Origin of the sequence: Pseudomonas sp. Leaf15, from assembly GCF_001421425.1 — a bacterium.
GTDB classification, from domain to species: domain Bacteria; phylum Pseudomonadota; class Gammaproteobacteria; order Pseudomonadales; family Pseudomonadaceae; genus Aquipseudomonas; species Aquipseudomonas salomonii.
In genome coordinates, this window is record NZ_LMKI01000032.1 from 270,825 (window position 1) to 287,126 (window position 16,302).

Here is a 16,302-nt window from a genome sequence, read left to right on the forward strand (position 1 = left end):
TGGCAGACGGCCACCCATTGGTAACGGGTAGACGAAACGGCGAGCCGCGCATTTATGACTGACGTTTCCCCAGGAAAGCCGCCAGCCGATGAACCGACCCTTACGAGTGGTTGCACCTTGGGCGCGAATGCTATTCAACAAAGTAAATAAGGTGCAACCAGTTTCTCGAGAATAAGTTGCACCTTGATGTGTTTTCGCGGAAATACCGGTTTTTTGCTCCTTTTCGGAGCAAGAACAGCCGATCTCAGAAGCAAATGCACCAAGACGCAGCGGATTCCGTCGAGGGCCGGAATTTTTCCCGATCACGATCAAAAAATTCCTGAACAATTTGGGTTGCACCCGGTTGCACCTCTGCATGCGCAAAGCTAATCTTGCCGCCAGCAGATGCCACTCGGTAGTGGCACCCATGAGGATAAAAAGATGGCAACGACCACCCTTGGGGTCAAACTCGACGACCCGACCCGCGAACGCCTGAAGGCGGCCGCGACCTCCATTGATCGCACGCCGCACTGGCTGATCAAGCAGGCGATTTTCAATTACCTGGAGAAACTCGAGGGTGGTGCAACCCTGACCGAGCTCAATGGCTCGGGCAGCAAGGACGCTGAAGACGCCGGCGAAGTGCAAGCGGACCACGCCCACCAGTGCTTCCTGGAGTTTGCCGAAAGCATCCTGCCGCAATCGGTACTGCGCGCCTCGATCACCTCCGCTTACCGCCGCCCGGAGCCGGAAGTGGTGCCGATGCTGATCGAGCAGGCGCGCCTGCCGCAGCCGATGGCCGAGGCCACCAACAAGCTGGCCGCCTCGATTGCCGAAAAGCTGCGCAACCAGAAGAGCGCCGGCGGCCGTGCCGGTATCGTTCAAGGCCTGCTGCAAGAATTCTCCCTGTCGTCCCAGGAAGGCGTGGCGCTGATGTGCCTGGCCGAAGCGCTGCTGCGCATCCCGGACAAAGGCACCCGCGACGCGCTGATCCGCGACAAGATCAGCACCGGCAATTGGCATCCGCACCTGGGCAACAGCCCGTCGCTGTTCGTCAACGCGGCTACCTGGGGCTTGCTGCTGACCGGCAAACTGGTCGCCACCCATAACGAAGCGGGCCTGACCTCGTCCCTCAGCCGCATCATCGGCAAGAGCGGCGAGCCGATGATCCGCAAGGGCGTCGACATGGCCATGCGCCTGATGGGCGAGCAGTTCGTCACCGGCGAAACCATCGCCGAAGCCCTGGCCAACGCGAGCAAGTTCGAAGCCAAGGGTTTCCGCTATTCCTACGACATGCTCGGTGAAGCCGCGCTGACCGAACACGACGCCCAGAAGTACCTGGCCTCGTACGAACAAGCCATTCACTCCATCGGCAAAGCCTCCCACGGCCGTGGGATTTATGAAGGCCCGGGCATCTCCATCAAGCTCTCGGCACTGCACCCGCGTTACAGCCGTGCGCAGTACGAGCGCGTGATGGACGAGTTGTACCCGCGCCTGCTGTCGCTGACCTTGCTGGCCAAGCACTACGACATCGGCCTGAACATCGACGCCGAAGAAGCCGACCGCCTCGAGCTGTCGCTGGATCTGCTCGAGCGCCTGTGCTTCGAGCCGCAACTGACCGGCTGGAACGGCATCGGCTTCGTGATCCAGGCGTACCAGAAGCGTTGCCCGTATGTGATCGACTACGTGATTGACCTGGCGCGCCGCAGCCGCCATCGCCTGATGATCCGCCTGGTAAAAGGCGCGTACTGGGACAGCGAAATAAAGCGCGCCCAGGTCGAAGGCCTGGAAGGCTACCCGGTGTACACACGCAAGGTGTACACCGACGTTTCCTACATTGCCTGCGCACGCAAACTGCTGTCGGTACCGGAAGCCATCTACCCGCAGTTCGCCACGCACAACGCCCACACGCTGTCGGCCATCTACCATATCGCCGGTCAGAACTATTACCCCGGCCAGTACGAGTTCCAGTGCCTGCACGGCATGGGCGAACCGCTGTACGAGCAGGTTGTAGGCAAGGTTTCCGAGGGCAAGCTGAACCGCCCGTGCCGCGTGTATGCACCGGTCGGCACCCACGAAACACTGCTGGCGTACCTGGTACGTCGCTTGCTGGAAAACGGCGCCAACACTTCATTCGTCAACCGCATTGCCGACCACACCATCTCGATTCAGGAGCTGGTGGCCGACCCAGTGGCCAACATCGAGCAGATGGCCACGCAGGAAGGCGGCTTCGGCCTGCCGCACCCGCGTATCCCGCTGCCGCGTGACCTGTATGGCAGCGACCGCGCCAACTCGGCCGGTATCGACCTGGCCAACGAACATCGCTTGGCGTCGCTGTCTTGCGCGCTGCTGGCCACCGCGCATAACGATTGGAAAGCCGCGCCGATGCTGGGCTGCGCTTCCAGCACTGAAGCTGCTGCACCGGTGCTGAACCCGTCCGATCTACGTGATGTGGTGGGCCATGTACAGGAAGCCACCGTCGAAGACGTCGACAACGCGATCCAGTGCGCCATCAACGCCGGCCCGATCTGGCAGGCCACCCCGCCTGCCGAACGTGCCGCGATCCTGGAGCGCGCCGCCGACTTGATGGAAGGCGAGATCCAGCCGCTGATGGGCCTGCTGGCCCGCGAAGCCGGCAAGACCTTCGCCAACGCCATCGCCGAAGTGCGTGAAGCCGTGGACTTCCTGCGTTACTACGCAGTGCAGGCGCGCAACGATTTCACCAACGATGCCCACCGCCCATTGGGCCCAGTGGTCTGCATCAGCCCGTGGAACTTCCCGCTGGCAATCTTCAGCGGCCAAGTGGCCGCCGCACTGGCCGCCGGTAACCCGGTGCTGGCCAAGCCGGCCGAACAAACCCCACTGGTGGCCGCACAGGCCGTGCGTATCCTGCTCGAAGCCGGTATCCCGGAAGGCGTGCTGCAACTGCTGCCGGGCCAGGGCGAAACCGTCGGTGCCCGCCTGGTCGGTGATGATCGCGTCAAAGGCGTGATGTTTACCGGTTCCACCGAGGTGGCGCGCCTGCTGCAACGCAATGTCGCCGGGCGCCTGGATGCCCAGGGCCGCCCGATCCCGCTGATCGCTGAAACCGGCGGCCAGAACGCGATGATCGTTGACTCTTCGGCACTCACCGAACAAGTCGTGATCGACGTCGTTTCCTCGGCCTTCGACAGCGCCGGCCAGCGTTGCTCGGCCCTGCGTGTACTGTGCCTGCAGGAAGATTCGGCCGACCGCGTGATCGAAATGCTCAAGGGTGCCATGGCTGAATGCCGCCTGGGTAACCCGGAGCGCTTGCCGGTGGATATCGGCCCGGTGATCGACGCCGAAGCCAAGGCTGGCATCGAGAAACACATCCAGGCCATGCGCGACAAAGGCCGCAACGTGTACCAGGTGGCGATCGCCGACGGCGAAGAGATCAAGCGCGGCACCTTCGTGATGCCAACCCTGATCGAGCTGGAAAGCTTCGACGAACTGCAACGCGAGATCTTCGGCCCGGTACTGCACGTGGTGCGCTACAAGCGCAAAGAGATCGACCAGCTTATCGGCCAGATCAATGCCTCCGGCTACGGCCTGACCCTGGGCGTGCACACCCGCATCGACGAGACCATCGCCAAGGTGATCGACAACGTGCATGCCGGTAACGTCTATGTGAACCGCAACATCGTCGGTGCCGTGGTCGGTGTGCAGCCGTTTGGCGGCGAAGGCCTGTCGGGCACTGGCCCGAAAGCTGGCGGCCCGCTGTACCTGTACCGCCTGCTGTCGACGCGCCCTACGGATGCCATCGAGCAATCCTTCGTGCGCGGCGACAAGCTGGCCGCACCGGACGTGCGCCTGCGCGACGCCATGAGCCAACCGCTGACCGCCCTGAAAACCTGGGCCGACAGCAACACGTTCAGCGACCTGAGCGCCCTGTGCAGCCAGTTCGCCGCGCAATCGCAAAGCGGTATCACCCGCCAACTGGCCGGCCCGACCGGCGAGCGCAACAGCTACGCCATCCTGCCCCGCGAGCACGTGTTGTGCCTGGCGGAAGTGGAAGGTGACCTGCTGACGCAACTGGCGGCAGTGCTGGCGGTGGGCGGTTCGGCGGTATGGCCGGAAACTGACTTGACCAAAACCTTGTTCCCACGCTTGCCGCGGGAAATTCAGGCGAAGATCAAGCGTGTGGCTGACTGGACCAAGGATGAGGTGGTGTTCGACGCGGTCGTGCACCACGGCGATTCCGACCAACTGCGCGCGGTGTGCCAGCAAGTGGCGCAGCGCGGTGGCGCGATTGTTGGGGTGCATGGCTTGTCGCAAGGTGAGACGGCGATTGCGCTGGAACGCCTGGTGATCGAGCGGGCATTGAGCGTTAACACGGCTGCGGCAGGTGGTAATGCGAGCTTGATGACTATCGGTTAACTCATGTGGGAGCTGGCTTGCCTGCGATAGCGGTGGGCCAGTGACTTGGATGGCAGCTGGCACGGCCTCATCGCAGGCAAGCCAGCTCCCACATTGACCGCATCCAACCTTTCGCCCGCGTTCTGCCCCTCCATCACGCAAATCAATCTTGCTATCCAGCCTCTATTCGCGCACTTAGACTCAGGTGATTCCCTTCAAAGGTAAGCCGCCATGTCCGAGACGCTGCTCAGTTCCCGCAATCTGGCTTTCGAGCTGTATGAAGTCCTCGATGCCGAGGGCCTGACCCAGCGCGAGCGGTTTGCCGAACACAATCGCGAAACCTTTGACGCCGCCATCAGCACGGCGCGCAGCATTGCCGAGAAGTACTTCGCGCCACACAACCGCAAAAACGACGAAAACGAACCGCGCTACGAAGATGGACAGGCGATCCTGATCCCGGAAGTCAAACCCGCCGTGGACGCTTTTCTGGAAGCGGGCTTTCTGAACGCTGCCCGCAGTTTCGAAGCCGGTGGCATGCAGTTGCCGACTCTGCTGTCCCAAGCCTGTTTCGCGCACTTTCAGTCGGCCAACGCCGCTTCAACGTCCTACCCGTTCCTGACCATGGGCGCCGCCAACCTCATCGAAAGCTTCGGCACCGAGGAACAAAAACAGCGTTTCCTGCAGCCGATGATCGAAGGCCGCTTTTTCGGCACCATGGCCCTCACCGAACCACATGCCGGCTCGTCGCTGTCGGATATTCGCACCCGCGCCGAGCCCGCGGCTGACGGCACGTATCGGCTCAAGGGCAACAAGATCTTCATCTCCGGCGGCGACCACCCGCTGTCGGAAAACATCGTGCACATGGTGCTGGCCAAGCTGCCGGACGCGCCGCCTGGGGTGAAGGGCATTTCGCTGTTTATCGTGCCCAAATTCCTGGTCAACGAGGATGGCAGCCTGGGCGCACGCAATGACGTGCTGCTGGCCGGGCTGTTCCACAAGATGGGCTGGCGCGGCACGACGTCCACGGCGCTGAACTTCGGCGATAACGGCAACTGCGTCGGCTATCTGGTGGGCAAACCGCATCAGGGCTTGAGTTGCATGTTCCAGATGATGAACGAAGCGCGCATCGGCGTGGGCATGGGCGCGGTGATGCTGGGTTACGCCGGCTACCTCTATTCCCTGGAATATGCCCGCGAACGCCCGCAAGGTCGCCTGCCCGACAGCAAAGACCCGAGCACCGCACCGGTTTCGATCATCCAGCACGCCGATATCAAGCGCATGCTGCTGACCCAGAAAGCCTATGTGGAAGGCGCCTTCGACCTGGGGCTGTACGCGGCTCGGTTGTTTGACGACACCACCACGCTGGAAACCGAAGCCGAGCGCAAGCACGCCCACGAACTGCTCGACCTGCTTACGCCCATCGTCAAGTCCTGGCCATCGGAGTTCTGCCTCAAGGCCAACGAACTGGCGATCCAGATCCTCGGCGGCCACGGCTACACCCGCGAATACCCGGTGGAGCAGTACTACCGCGACAACCGCCTGAACCCGATCCACGAAGGCACCCACGGCATTCAGTCCCTGGACTTGCTCGGGCGCAAGCTCGCGCAAAACGGCGGTGCGGGCTTGAAGCAACTGATCCGCCTGATCGCCGAAACCGGCGCTCGGGCTCAGCAATACCCGTCACTGACGCCACTGCGCGAACCGCTGGAGCAACTGGTCAACCGCCTGCAAAGCGTGACGATTGGCCTGCTGACGGATCTCGCCCACGGCAAGGTCAACAGCAGCCTGGCGAACTCGGCGCTGTACTTGAAAGTGTTCGGGCACACGGTGATTGGCTGGCGCTGGCTGGAGCAGGCGATTCGCGCCGAGGACGGTTTGGCCAAGGGTCATGCGGCCGATGTGGCCTTTTACAAAGGCAAGCTCCAGGCCGCCCGGTACTTCCTGACCTGGGAAGTACCGAGCTGCCATCATGAACTGGCGATTCTGGAGGCACGCGATGACACGTGCCTGGGCATGCAGGACGCGTGGTTCTAAGGCGTTCCGATCGCCTTGGAAATCACTTCGACCGTGGCGCTGACTTGCTCTTGGTAACGGTCGAGTTCCTGCTGGTGATGCTTTTGCATGTCGATCTGCTCGGCGCACAGGTTCAGCGCGGCCAGTACCAATAATTTGTCACCGATCAGGGTCGGGTACTTTTTCTTGGTGGTGGCCAGGGAGGCCTTGAGCATGGTCACGGCGTGCATCAGGGTTTGATCCTCCCCTTGCGGCGCCTTGATCGAGTAATCCTCTCCGAGAATCGAAACGACCTTTATCCCTTCATTCATGCGCCGACAGGCCCTGCGCTCACACGCTCAACCAGCGCCTGGATACGCGCGGCGGTGGCGCCGTGCTTTTCTTCCTGTTCCATCAGGTTCAGTTGCAGGCTGTCGTTTTCGTCCTTGGCGCGGGCCAGTTCCGCTTTCAGGGCTTCATTGCTGCCGAGCAGGTCTTGGTTCTGTTGTACGAGGTCAGTGACCAGCTGTTCAAGCTGGCTGAGAGATGCTTCTAACATTTTGATTTCTCGGGCTTTTTCAAAGGGCGGTGACGATAAAGAAAATTCACCTCGGATGCCAGGGTTATCCCCGGCGCGCAGCCCGATTTTTAAGGGCCGGGCCGCACTTTCGAGCCTTAGTGACTGCATTTACCCGATCTGGTTCCTGAATCCGCCCAACCCCTCGTCAGATGCGACAAAAGCGCGCGCCCCCTTAAGACTTTAGTCGCATGGCCGATACGCAATGCACACCTCGTCTCATGGCCGCACGGATCGCGCTTCTCCCCAGGATTCCCGCATGTCTCTTCGTAATATGAATATCGCTCCGAGGGCCTTCCTTGGCTTTGCGTTTATTGGCGCGCTGATGTTGTTTCTCGGTGTGTTCGCCTTGAACCAGATGAGCAAAATTCGCGCAGCCACCGAAGACATCACCCAGGCCAGCGTCCCGAGCATCCGCGCCCTCGACGAATTCACCCAACTGACCCTGCGCCTGCGGGTGCTGTCGTACCGCTTGCTGACCAACCGCGAGCCGGACGTGCAGCAAAAGACCCTGGAAGCTTTCGAACTGCGTAACCAGCAGATTCGTGCTGCCCAAGGCGTTTACGAAAAACTCATCGACAGCCGCGAAGAGCGCAGCGCCTACGATGAATACGTGCGTTTGCTCGGCCAGTACCATCAGATCGAGGAGCGCATGAAGAGCCTGTCGCGCGCCAACCAGATCGATGAACTGCGCACCTTGCTCAACACCGAATTGCTGAGCAATTCCGAGCAAGTCAATGCGGTGCTTACGCGCCTGCTGGACATCAACAACCAGATGGCCAACGCCACCAACCAAGAAGCCAAAGACCAATACGACATGGCCTTTAACCTGGTAGTGGGCCTGCTGATCATTGCCACGGCGCTGACCCTGCTGTTCGCCTGGCTGCTGACCCGCAGCATCACGCTGCCCATCGCCCAGGCGCTGGAAGCCGCCGAAGAAGTCGCCGAAGGCAACCTGACGCGCCCGATCCAGGTTGACGGCAACGACGAAGCCGGCCGCCTGCTGGCCGCCATGGCCAAGATGCAGGACAAGCTGCGCGACACCCTGCAGCGCATCGCCGGCTCCGCCACCCAACTCGCCTCGGCCGCCGAAGAGCTGAACGCCGTCACCGACGAAAGTGCCCGTGGCCTGACCCAGCAGAACAACGAAATCGAGCAAGCCGCCACCGCCGTCAATGAGATGACCAGCGCTGTTGAAGAGGTAGCACGCAACGCGGTGAGCACCTCCGAAGCCTCGCGCAACGCCACCACGTCTGCCGGTGACGGCCGTGACCTGGTGCAGGAAACCGTCAGCGCCATCGAGCGCATGAGCGGCGACGTGCAAGCCACCGCCACCTTGATTGGCGACCTGGCCAATGAGTCCCGCGATATCGGCAAAGTACTCGACGTGATTCGCGGCCTGGCCGACCAGACCAACCTGCTGGCCCTGAACGCCGCAATTGAAGCGGCGCGTGCCGGTGAGGCCGGTCGTGGGTTTGCCGTGGTGGCCGACGAAGTGCGCGCGCTGGCCCATCGCACCCAGCAATCGACCAGCGAGATCGAGCGGATGATCGGCAGCATTCAGGCCGGCACCGAGCACGCGGTGGATTCGATGCGCAACAGCACCGAACGTGCGGAGTCGACGTTGAACATCGCCAAAGGCGCGGGCATGTCGCTGGACACCATCAACACTGCGATTGTGGAGATCAACGAACGCAACCTGGTGATCGCCAGCGCGGCCGAAGAGCAGGCGCAGGTGGCGCGGGAAGTGGACCGTAATCTGGTGAATATTCGTGATTTGTCGGTGCAATCGGCCACGGGTGCCAGCCAGACCAGCGCGGCGAGCAGTGAGTTGTCGCGCCTGGCAGTGGACCTGAATGGGATGGTGGGGCGCTTCAGGCTTTAACAGACACCGGCGATCCCGTGTGGGAGCTGGCTTGCCTGCGATAGCCATCTAACAGTCAATATCCCGGGTGACTGTTACACCGCCATCGCAGGCAAGCCAGCTCCCACATTGACAGCGGACGCAGAGCGTCCAACGAGGCATTCCCACGCAGAGCGTGGGAACGATCTTTTGACAGCACAGCAATTCAACAGGTTAGAATCGCTGGCACGCAGACTGCATGGTCAGTTTGCGCCCTGTCTTCCCTGTTTTGGAGTACTGCCTTTGAATGCGACGACCATCAACAGCCTGTTCTTGATCGGCGCGTTGCTGGTGGGTGCGAGCATTCTGGTGAGTTCTCTTTCCTCGCGCCTGGGGATCCCGATTCTGGTGATCATCCTGGCCGTGGGCATGGTCGCCGGCGTCGATGGCGGCGGCATCATCTTCGATAACTACCCAACCGCGTACCTGGTGGGCAACCTCGCATTGGCCGTGATCCTCCTCGACGGCGGTTTGCGCACACGGGTGGCGAGTTTTCGCGTGGCACTCTGGCCGGCGTTGTCGCTGGCCACGGTGGGGGTGTTGATTACCACCGGCCTCACCGGCATGGCGGCGGCCTGGCTGTTCGACCTCAATATTATCCAAGGCTTGCTGATCGGCGCGATTGTCGGCTCCACAGACGCCGCAGCCGTGTTCTCGCTGCTGGGCGGCAAGGGCCTGAACGAACGGGTGACCGCCAGCCTGGAAATCGAATCCGGCAGCAACGACCCGATGGCGGTGTTCCTCACCGTCACCCTGATCGACATGCTTGCCAGCGGCCAGACCGGCCTGCACTGGAGCCTGCTGACGCACCTGATCCGCGAATTCGGCATCGGCGGCATCGTCGGCCTGGGCGGCGGCTGGCTGATGCTGCAAATGGTCAACCGCATCAACCTGGCCACCGGCCTGTACCCGATCCTGGTGATCGCCGGCGGCCTGGTAGTGTTCGCCCTGACCAACGCCCTGCACGGCAGCGGCTTCCTCGCCGTGTACCTGTGCGGCCTGGTAATCGGCAATCGCCCGGTGCGCAGCCGTCATGGCATTTTGCATATGCTCGACGGCATGGCGTGGCTGGCACAGATCGGCATGTTCCTGGTGCTGGGCCTGCTGGTCACACCCCACGACCTGCTGCCCATCGCCCTGCCGGCGCTGGGCCTGGCGCTGTGGATGATCCTGTTTGCGCGGCCGCTGTCGGTGATGGTCGGTCTGCTGCCGTTCAAGGCTTTCCACGGTCGCGAAAAAGCCTTTATCGCCTGGGTCGGTTTGCGCGGCGCGGTGCCGATCATTCTGGCAGTGTTCCCGCTGATGGCCGGCCTGCCGCACGCGCAGCTGTACTTCAACCTGGCGTTCTTCATCGTGCTGGTGTCGCTGCTGGTGCAGGGCACCAGCCTGCCGTGGGTGGCCAAGTTGCTGAAGGTCACCGTACCGCCGGAACCGGCGCCCATCTCCCGCGCAGCCCTGGAAGTGCACGTCACCAGCGAGTGGGAGCTGTTCGTCTACCGCCTGGGCGCGGAAAAATGGTGCATTGGCGCTGCCCTGCGCGAGCTGAAAATGCCCGAAGGCACGCGCATCGCCGCACTGTTTCGTGGCCAGCAACTGCTCCATCCGTCGGGTAGTACGGTGCTGGAAGTCGACGATTTACTTTGCGTGATCGGCCACGAACACAACCTGCCGGCCCTCGGCAAGCTGTTCAGCCAGGCGCCGCAGCGTGGCCTCGACCTGCGCTTCTTCGGCGACTTCGTGCTCGAAGGCGACGCCCAACTGGGCGCGGTCTCCGCCCTGTACGGGCTCAAGCTCGACTGCATCGACCCGGACATGCCGCTCAGCAGCTTCATCACCCAGAAGGTCGGCGGCGCGCCCATCGTCGGCGACCAGGTGGAGTGGAACAACACAATCTGGACCGTCGCAGTCATGGACGGGAACAAGATCGGAAAAGTCGGCGTCAAATTCCCCGAAGGAAGTCGTCCAGGCCCTGGACTCTTCCTCTAAACTGCGGGGCTACGGCGCCACGCCACCAGCCTCTTTAGCTTGCTCGACCGGTATCCATGACCCTACTGCGCACCTTTTTAGCCTCTGCCCTGCTGGGCCTGACCCTCTGTGTAGGCAACGTTTACGCCGCTGACCCGCCCAGCACCGATGCCATCCAGCAAAGCCTGGACAAGCTGCCCGACCGCAAGCTGCCCGACGCCGACATGAAGGCGTTGCAGAGCATCCTGCAACAGACGTTGACGTACCTGGGCAACAAGCAGGATTACGAGCAGCGCCTGGTCGACCTCAAGCGCCAGTTGGCAGAGGCTCCGCGCCAGACCACCGACAACCAGCGTGAACTGGTGCGGCTCAAGGCGACTAAAATCGTCCCCGTGGCCCAACGCTATGCCTCACTGCCCGTGCCGCAACTTGAGCAATTGCTGGTGCAACGCAGCACCCAGCAAGGCGACCTGCAAAAAGAGTTGGCCGAAGCCAACAGCTTGACCATCGCCGCGCAAACCCGTCCCGAGCGCGCCCAGACCGAAATCAGCAGCAGCCAGACGCGCATCCAGCAGATCAATTCGATCCTCAAGGCCGGCAAAGACAACGGCAAAACCCTCAGCGGCGACCAGCGCAACCAACTGAATGCCGAACTTGCGGCCCTTAATGCCCTGATCCCGCTGCGCCGCCAGGAACTGGCCGGCAACAGCCAACTGCAAGACTTGGGCAACAGCCAGCATGACCTGGTGGTGGAAAAGACCGCGCGCCTGGAGCAAGAGATCCAGGACCTGCAAACCCTGATCAACCAGAAACGCCTGGCCCAATCCCAGCAGACCGTGACCCAGCAGTCCATCGAAGCGCAAAAGGCCGGCGGCAGCAGCCTGCTCGCGACCGAAAGCGCGGCCAACCTCAAGCTCTCCGACTACCTGCTCAAAAGCACTGACCGCCTCAATGACCTGACCCAGAAAAACCTGCAGACCAAGCAGCAACTGGACACCGTCACCCAAAGCGACTCGGCCCTGGACGAACAGATCAACGTGCTCAAGGGCAGCCTGCTGCTCTCCAAGATCCTCTACAAACAAAAACAGGCACTGCCGCGCCTGACCGTCGACCGCAACCTGGCGGACGACATCGCCAACATTCGCCTGTACCAGTTCGAGGTCAACCAGCAACGCGAACTGATCAGCACGCCCAGCACCTACGTGGATAACCTGCTGGCCAACCAGTCGCCGGATGACGTGACGCCACAATTGCGTCGCACCCTGCTGGAACTGGCGATCACTCGCAGCGACCTGCTCGAACGCCTGAGCCGTGAGCTGAGCGCGTTGCTGAATGAATCCATCACGTTGCAACTGAACCAGAAACAACTGCTCAGCACCGCCACCAACCTGCGCGCCACCCTCGACGAGCAAATGTTCTGGATCCCCAGCAACAAGCCGCTGGACACCGAGTGGCTGGAAACCGTGCCGGACCACCTGACCAAGCAAGTCACCACCCTGCCGTGGGCTTCCAGCGTCAGCGAACTGTATGACGGCCTGACCCAGCGCCCGCTGCTGTTCTTGCCGTTGCTGCTGTTGATTGGCGCACTGCTGTGGCGGCGTAAAGCCTTGTACGCGCGCCTGAAAAAGATCCACCTCGATATCGGCCACTTCAAGCGCGACAGCCAATGGCACACGCCGGTGGCCATCCTGGTGAATATTCTGCTGGCGCTGCCGGTGGCCCTGGCGCTGGCATTGTGCGGCTACGCGCTGCAAATCGACGCCCGTGGGCAAAACGCCAACTTGGGCGCGGCCTTGCTGCTGATCGCCCAAGCGTGGCTGGTGTTCTACACCGCCTACCGGATTCTCGCGCCGGGTGGCGTGGCCGAACTGCATTTCCGCTGGGAAAAGCCCCAGGTCGAATTCCTCCAGGGCTGGATCCGCAAGCTCGGGCTGGTGGTGCTGGCGCTGGTCGCCGTAGTGGCCATCGCCGAACACCAGCCGGCCGCGCTGGCCGACGACGTGCTGGGTATCGCCGTGGTGCTGACCTGCTACGCGCTGATGGCCTGGCTGCTGAGCCGCCTGCTGCTGCACAGCCCGACCCACGAAAAAGCCTCATTGTTCCGCAAGGCCGTGGGCCTGGTGTTTACCGCCCTGCCCGTCGCGCTGTTTATCGCCGTGTGCTTTGGCTACTACTACACCGCGCTCAAACTCAGCGACCGGCTGATCAACACCCTGTACCTGCTGATGTTCTGGCTGGTCATCGAGGCCACCTTTGTACGCGGCCTCGGCGTTGCGGCGCGGCGCCTGGCCTATGCCCGCGCCCTGGCCAAACGCCAGGCCGCCAAGGAAGCCGGCGACGGCGAAGCGGTGATCGAAGAACCGACCCTGGACATCGAACAGGTCAACGAACAGTCCATGCGCCTGATCCGCCTGGCCTTGCTCGGCGGCTTTATCGCGGCGCTGTACTGGGTGTGGAAAGACCTGATCACCGTGTTCTCCTACCTGGACAACGTGACCCTCTACGAATACACCAGCGGCACCGGCGCCAATATCAGCATGGTGCCGATCAGCATCGGCGACTTGCTCGGCGCCTCGATCATTGTCGGCATCACCTTCGCCCTGGCGCGCAACCTGCCCGGTTTGCTCGAAGTACTGGTGCTGTCCAAGCTGGACCTGGCCCAGGGCAGCGCCTATGCCACCACCACCTTGCTGTCCTATGTGATCGCCGGCGTCGGTTTCGTCTCCACCTTGTCCACCCTCGGCGTGAGCTGGGACAAGTTGCAATGGCTGGTGGCGGCGCTGTCGGTGGGGTTGGGTTTCGGGATGCAGGAGATCTTCGCCAACTTTATCTCCGGCATCATGATCCTGTTCGAACGCCCGGTGCGCATCGGCGACACCATCACCATCGGCAACCTGTCGGGCACGGTGAGCAAGATCCGTATCCGCGCCACCACGATCACCGACTTTGACCGCAAGGACATCATTGTCCCGAACAAGACGTTTATCACCGGGCAATTGATCAACTGGTCGCTGACCGACACCATCACCCGCGTGACGCTGAAGCTGGGCGTGGACTACGGCTCTGATCTGGATCTGGTGAAGGAATTGCTGCTCAAGGCCGCCCGTGAAAACCCGCGTGTGCTGAAAGAGCCGGAACCCCATGTGTACTTCCTCAACTTCGGCGAAAGCACCCTCGACCACGAACTGCGCATGCACGTGCGCGACCTGGGTGACCGTAACCCGGTGATCGACGAGGTGAACCGCTTTATCAACCGTGAGTTCAAGAACCACCACATCAACATCTCGTTCCGCCAGATGGAGGTCTACCTCAAGAACCTTCACGGCCAGGAATACAAACTGGTGGAAGTCGACACGCCGGCCAAACCCGCCAACGACGGCGGCGTGCAAGAGCCGCCGCCGAGCAAACTCGACTAAACGCCCTATCCCCAGCAGAATGCTCGGACATTCTGCTGGAGATGGCCGGTGAAAGCCCTCGACGAACTGACCTTCGACAACCGCTTCGCACGCCTGGGCGACGCGTTCTCAACCCATGTTCTGCCGGAGCCTCTCGACGCGCCGCGCCTTGTAGTGGCGAGCAATGCCGCCATGGCCCTGCTTGACCTCGACCCGGCCGTGGCCGAAACGCCGGTATTTGCCGAGCTGTTTGGCGGGCACAAACTGTGGGCCGAAGCAGAGCCGCGGGCGATGGTCTATTCCGGGCACCAGTTCGGCGGCTATACCCCACAACTGGGCGATGGCCGAGGGTTGTTGCTGGGTGAGGTGTACAACCAGGCCGGCGAGCATTGGGACCTGCACCTCAAGGGCGCCGGGATGACGCCGTATTCACGTATGGGCGATGGGCGTGCGGTGCTGCGCTCTTCGATTCGTGAGTTTCTCGCTTCCGAAGCCCTGCATGCGCTGGGCATCCCGAGCAGCCGTGCGCTGTGCGTGATCGGTTCCGACACACCGGTGTGGCGCGAGAAACAAGAGCGCGGCGCCATGGTATTGCGCCTGGCTCACAGCCATATCCGCTTTGGGCATTTCGAGTATTTCTACTACACCAAAAAGCCCGAGCAACAGGCCGAGCTGGCCGAACACGTGCTTAACCTGCATTACCCCGAATGCCGCGAGCAGCCTGAACCGTACCTGGCAATGTTCCGCGAAATCGTCGAGCGCAATGCCGAAATGATCGCCAAATGGCAGGCCTATGGCTTCTGCCACGGCGTGATGAACACCGACAATATGTCGATCCTCGGCATCACCTTCGACTTCGGGCCGTTTGCGTTTCTGGATGACTTTGACGCGCACTTCATCTGCAACCATTCGGACCATGAAGGGCGCTATTCCTTCAGCAATCAGGTGCCGATCGGCCAGTGGAACCTCAGCGCACTGGCCCAGGCGCTCACGCCGTTTATCAGCGTCGACGCGTTGAAAGAAGCGCTCGGCCTGTACCTGCCGCTGTATCAGGCGCACTACCTGGACCTGATGCGTCGCCGATTAGGGCTCACCACCGCCGAAGACGATGACCAGCCATTGGTGGAACGCTTGCTGAAACTCATGCAGAACAGCGGCGTGGACTACACGCTGTTCTTCCGGCGCCTGGGTGATGAGTCCGCGGCGCTGGCCGTGGCGCGCTTGCGCGATGACTTTGTCGACCTGGCCGGCTTTGATGCCTGGGCCGAGCAGTACAAGGCGCGCGTCGCACGGGATGGCGATGACAGCCAAGAACAACGCCGCGAACGCATGCACGCAGTTAACCCGCTGTACATCCTGCGCAACTATCTGGCGCAAAACGCCATCGCGGCTGCCGAGTCAGGCGACTACAGCGAAGTGCGCCGGCTGCATGAAGCGCTTTCCAAACCCTTTGAAGAACAGCCCGGGATGGAGCAATACGCCCAGCGGCCGCCGGATTGGGGCAAGCATTTGGAGATTAGTTGCTCGTCGTAAGATGATCGTTCCCACGCTCTGCGTGGGAATGCCGCCTGGGACGCTCCGCGTCCCGCCTTTTGCAGTGCATCTGCGCACGGGTGACGCGGAGCGTCACGGGATGCATTACCACGCGGAGCGTGGGAACGATCAGAGCGGCACTAAATGAAGGTTTCGACCGTTACGCCAAAACGTTCGGCCAACCAACGAATTTGCCGCAGGTTGAGCTGGCGCTTGCCGCTCAATACCTCAGAGACGACCGATTGTGCGCCTACTCCGGGTAGGTCACTCTGGGTGAGACCGTGTTCGCGCATCATGTATCGCAGCACGTCGACACCACTGGCGACCGGCATTGGACGGTGTTCATGGTCGTAGGCTTCAATCCAATCACCGATGATGTCCACCAACCCCATAAATGGGTGAGTTTGATCTTCTCCAACGATATCCAATAACTCATCGAGCGCCCTAGCCAAAGCGTCGTAGTCCGCTTCGGACTGGGGCTTGGTTAGCAGCGGAGAAATAAAATCCCAGTGTTCAACAGCCAGTTTCAAGTTGTCGTTCATGTTTCATCCTTTTCGCCTGGTCTTGATAAACCTCGTTGTCGG

The 16,302-nt window shown here is 61.7% G+C and carries 8 protein-coding genes and 2 pseudogenes; 7 read left to right on the forward strand and 3 right to left on the reverse strand.

Features of this window, described 5'->3' with window-relative positions:
• Positions 1-420 precede the first annotated feature (420 nt).
• Positions 421-4,374, forward strand: a complete 3,954-nt coding sequence (gene putA / locus ASE80_RS20655; protein WP_056860580.1) for a trifunctional transcriptional regulator/proline dehydrogenase/L-glutamate gamma-semialdehyde dehydrogenase — start codon at positions 421-423, stop codon at positions 4,372-4,374.
• A 210-nt stretch (positions 4,375-4,584) separates the two neighbouring features.
• Positions 4,585-6,387, forward strand: coding sequence for an acyl-CoA dehydrogenase (locus tag ASE80_RS20660; protein ID WP_056860581.1), 1,803 nt, complete (start codon positions 4,585-4,587; stop codon positions 6,385-6,387).
• Here the strand turns inward: ASE80_RS20660 and ASE80_RS20665 are convergent.
• Positions 6,384-6,677, reverse strand: coding sequence for a cell division protein ZapA (locus tag ASE80_RS20665; protein ID WP_017138531.1), 294 nt, complete (start codon positions 6,675-6,677; stop codon positions 6,384-6,386). The two genes, ASE80_RS20660 and ASE80_RS20665, sit on opposite strands and share 4 nt — an antisense overlap.
• Complete coding sequence (locus tag ASE80_RS20670) at positions 6,674-6,904, reverse strand: hypothetical protein (protein WP_017138532.1); 231 nt, start codon at positions 6,902-6,904, stop codon at positions 6,674-6,676. The genes ASE80_RS20665 and ASE80_RS20670 overlap by 4 nt, the downstream gene beginning before the upstream one ends.
• Positions 6,905-7,247: 343 nt before the next feature.
• On the opposite strand from ASE80_RS20670, the pseudogene ASE80_RS31940 reads away from it, so the two are divergent.
• The 5 genes and pseudogenes from ASE80_RS31940 to selO all read left to right on the forward strand — a co-directional run.
• Positions 7,248-7,904 (forward strand): annotated as a pseudogene (locus tag ASE80_RS31940) (MCP four helix bundle domain-containing protein); the annotation flags it as partial.
• Between the two features lie 303 nt (positions 7,905-8,207).
• Positions 8,208-8,807, forward strand: a pseudogene (locus ASE80_RS31945) (methyl-accepting chemotaxis protein); the annotation flags it as partial.
• Between the two features lie 261 nt (positions 8,808-9,068).
• Entirely contained in the window at positions 9,069-10,811 is a 1,743-nt protein-coding gene (locus tag ASE80_RS20680; RefSeq protein ID WP_056860583.1) for a potassium/proton antiporter, read from the forward strand.
• Between the two features lie 56 nt (positions 10,812-10,867).
• On the forward strand, positions 10,868-14,206 hold the full coding sequence (gene mscK / locus ASE80_RS20685; RefSeq protein WP_056860584.1) for a mechanosensitive channel MscK: 3,339 nt from the start codon (positions 10,868-10,870) through the stop codon (positions 14,204-14,206).
• 48 nt (positions 14,207-14,254) lie between these two features.
• Complete coding sequence (gene selO, locus ASE80_RS20690; RefSeq protein ID WP_056860585.1) at positions 14,255-15,718, forward strand: protein adenylyltransferase SelO; 1,464 nt, start codon at positions 14,255-14,257, stop codon at positions 15,716-15,718.
• 140 nt (positions 15,719-15,858) lie between these two features.
• Here the strand turns inward: selO and ASE80_RS20695 are convergent, their stop codons facing one another.
• A complete protein-coding gene (locus tag ASE80_RS20695; protein WP_056860586.1) occupies positions 15,859-16,260 on the reverse strand; it encodes a helix-turn-helix domain-containing protein in 402 nt (133 codons plus the stop codon).
• Between the last annotated feature and the right edge of the window lie 42 nt (positions 16,261-16,302).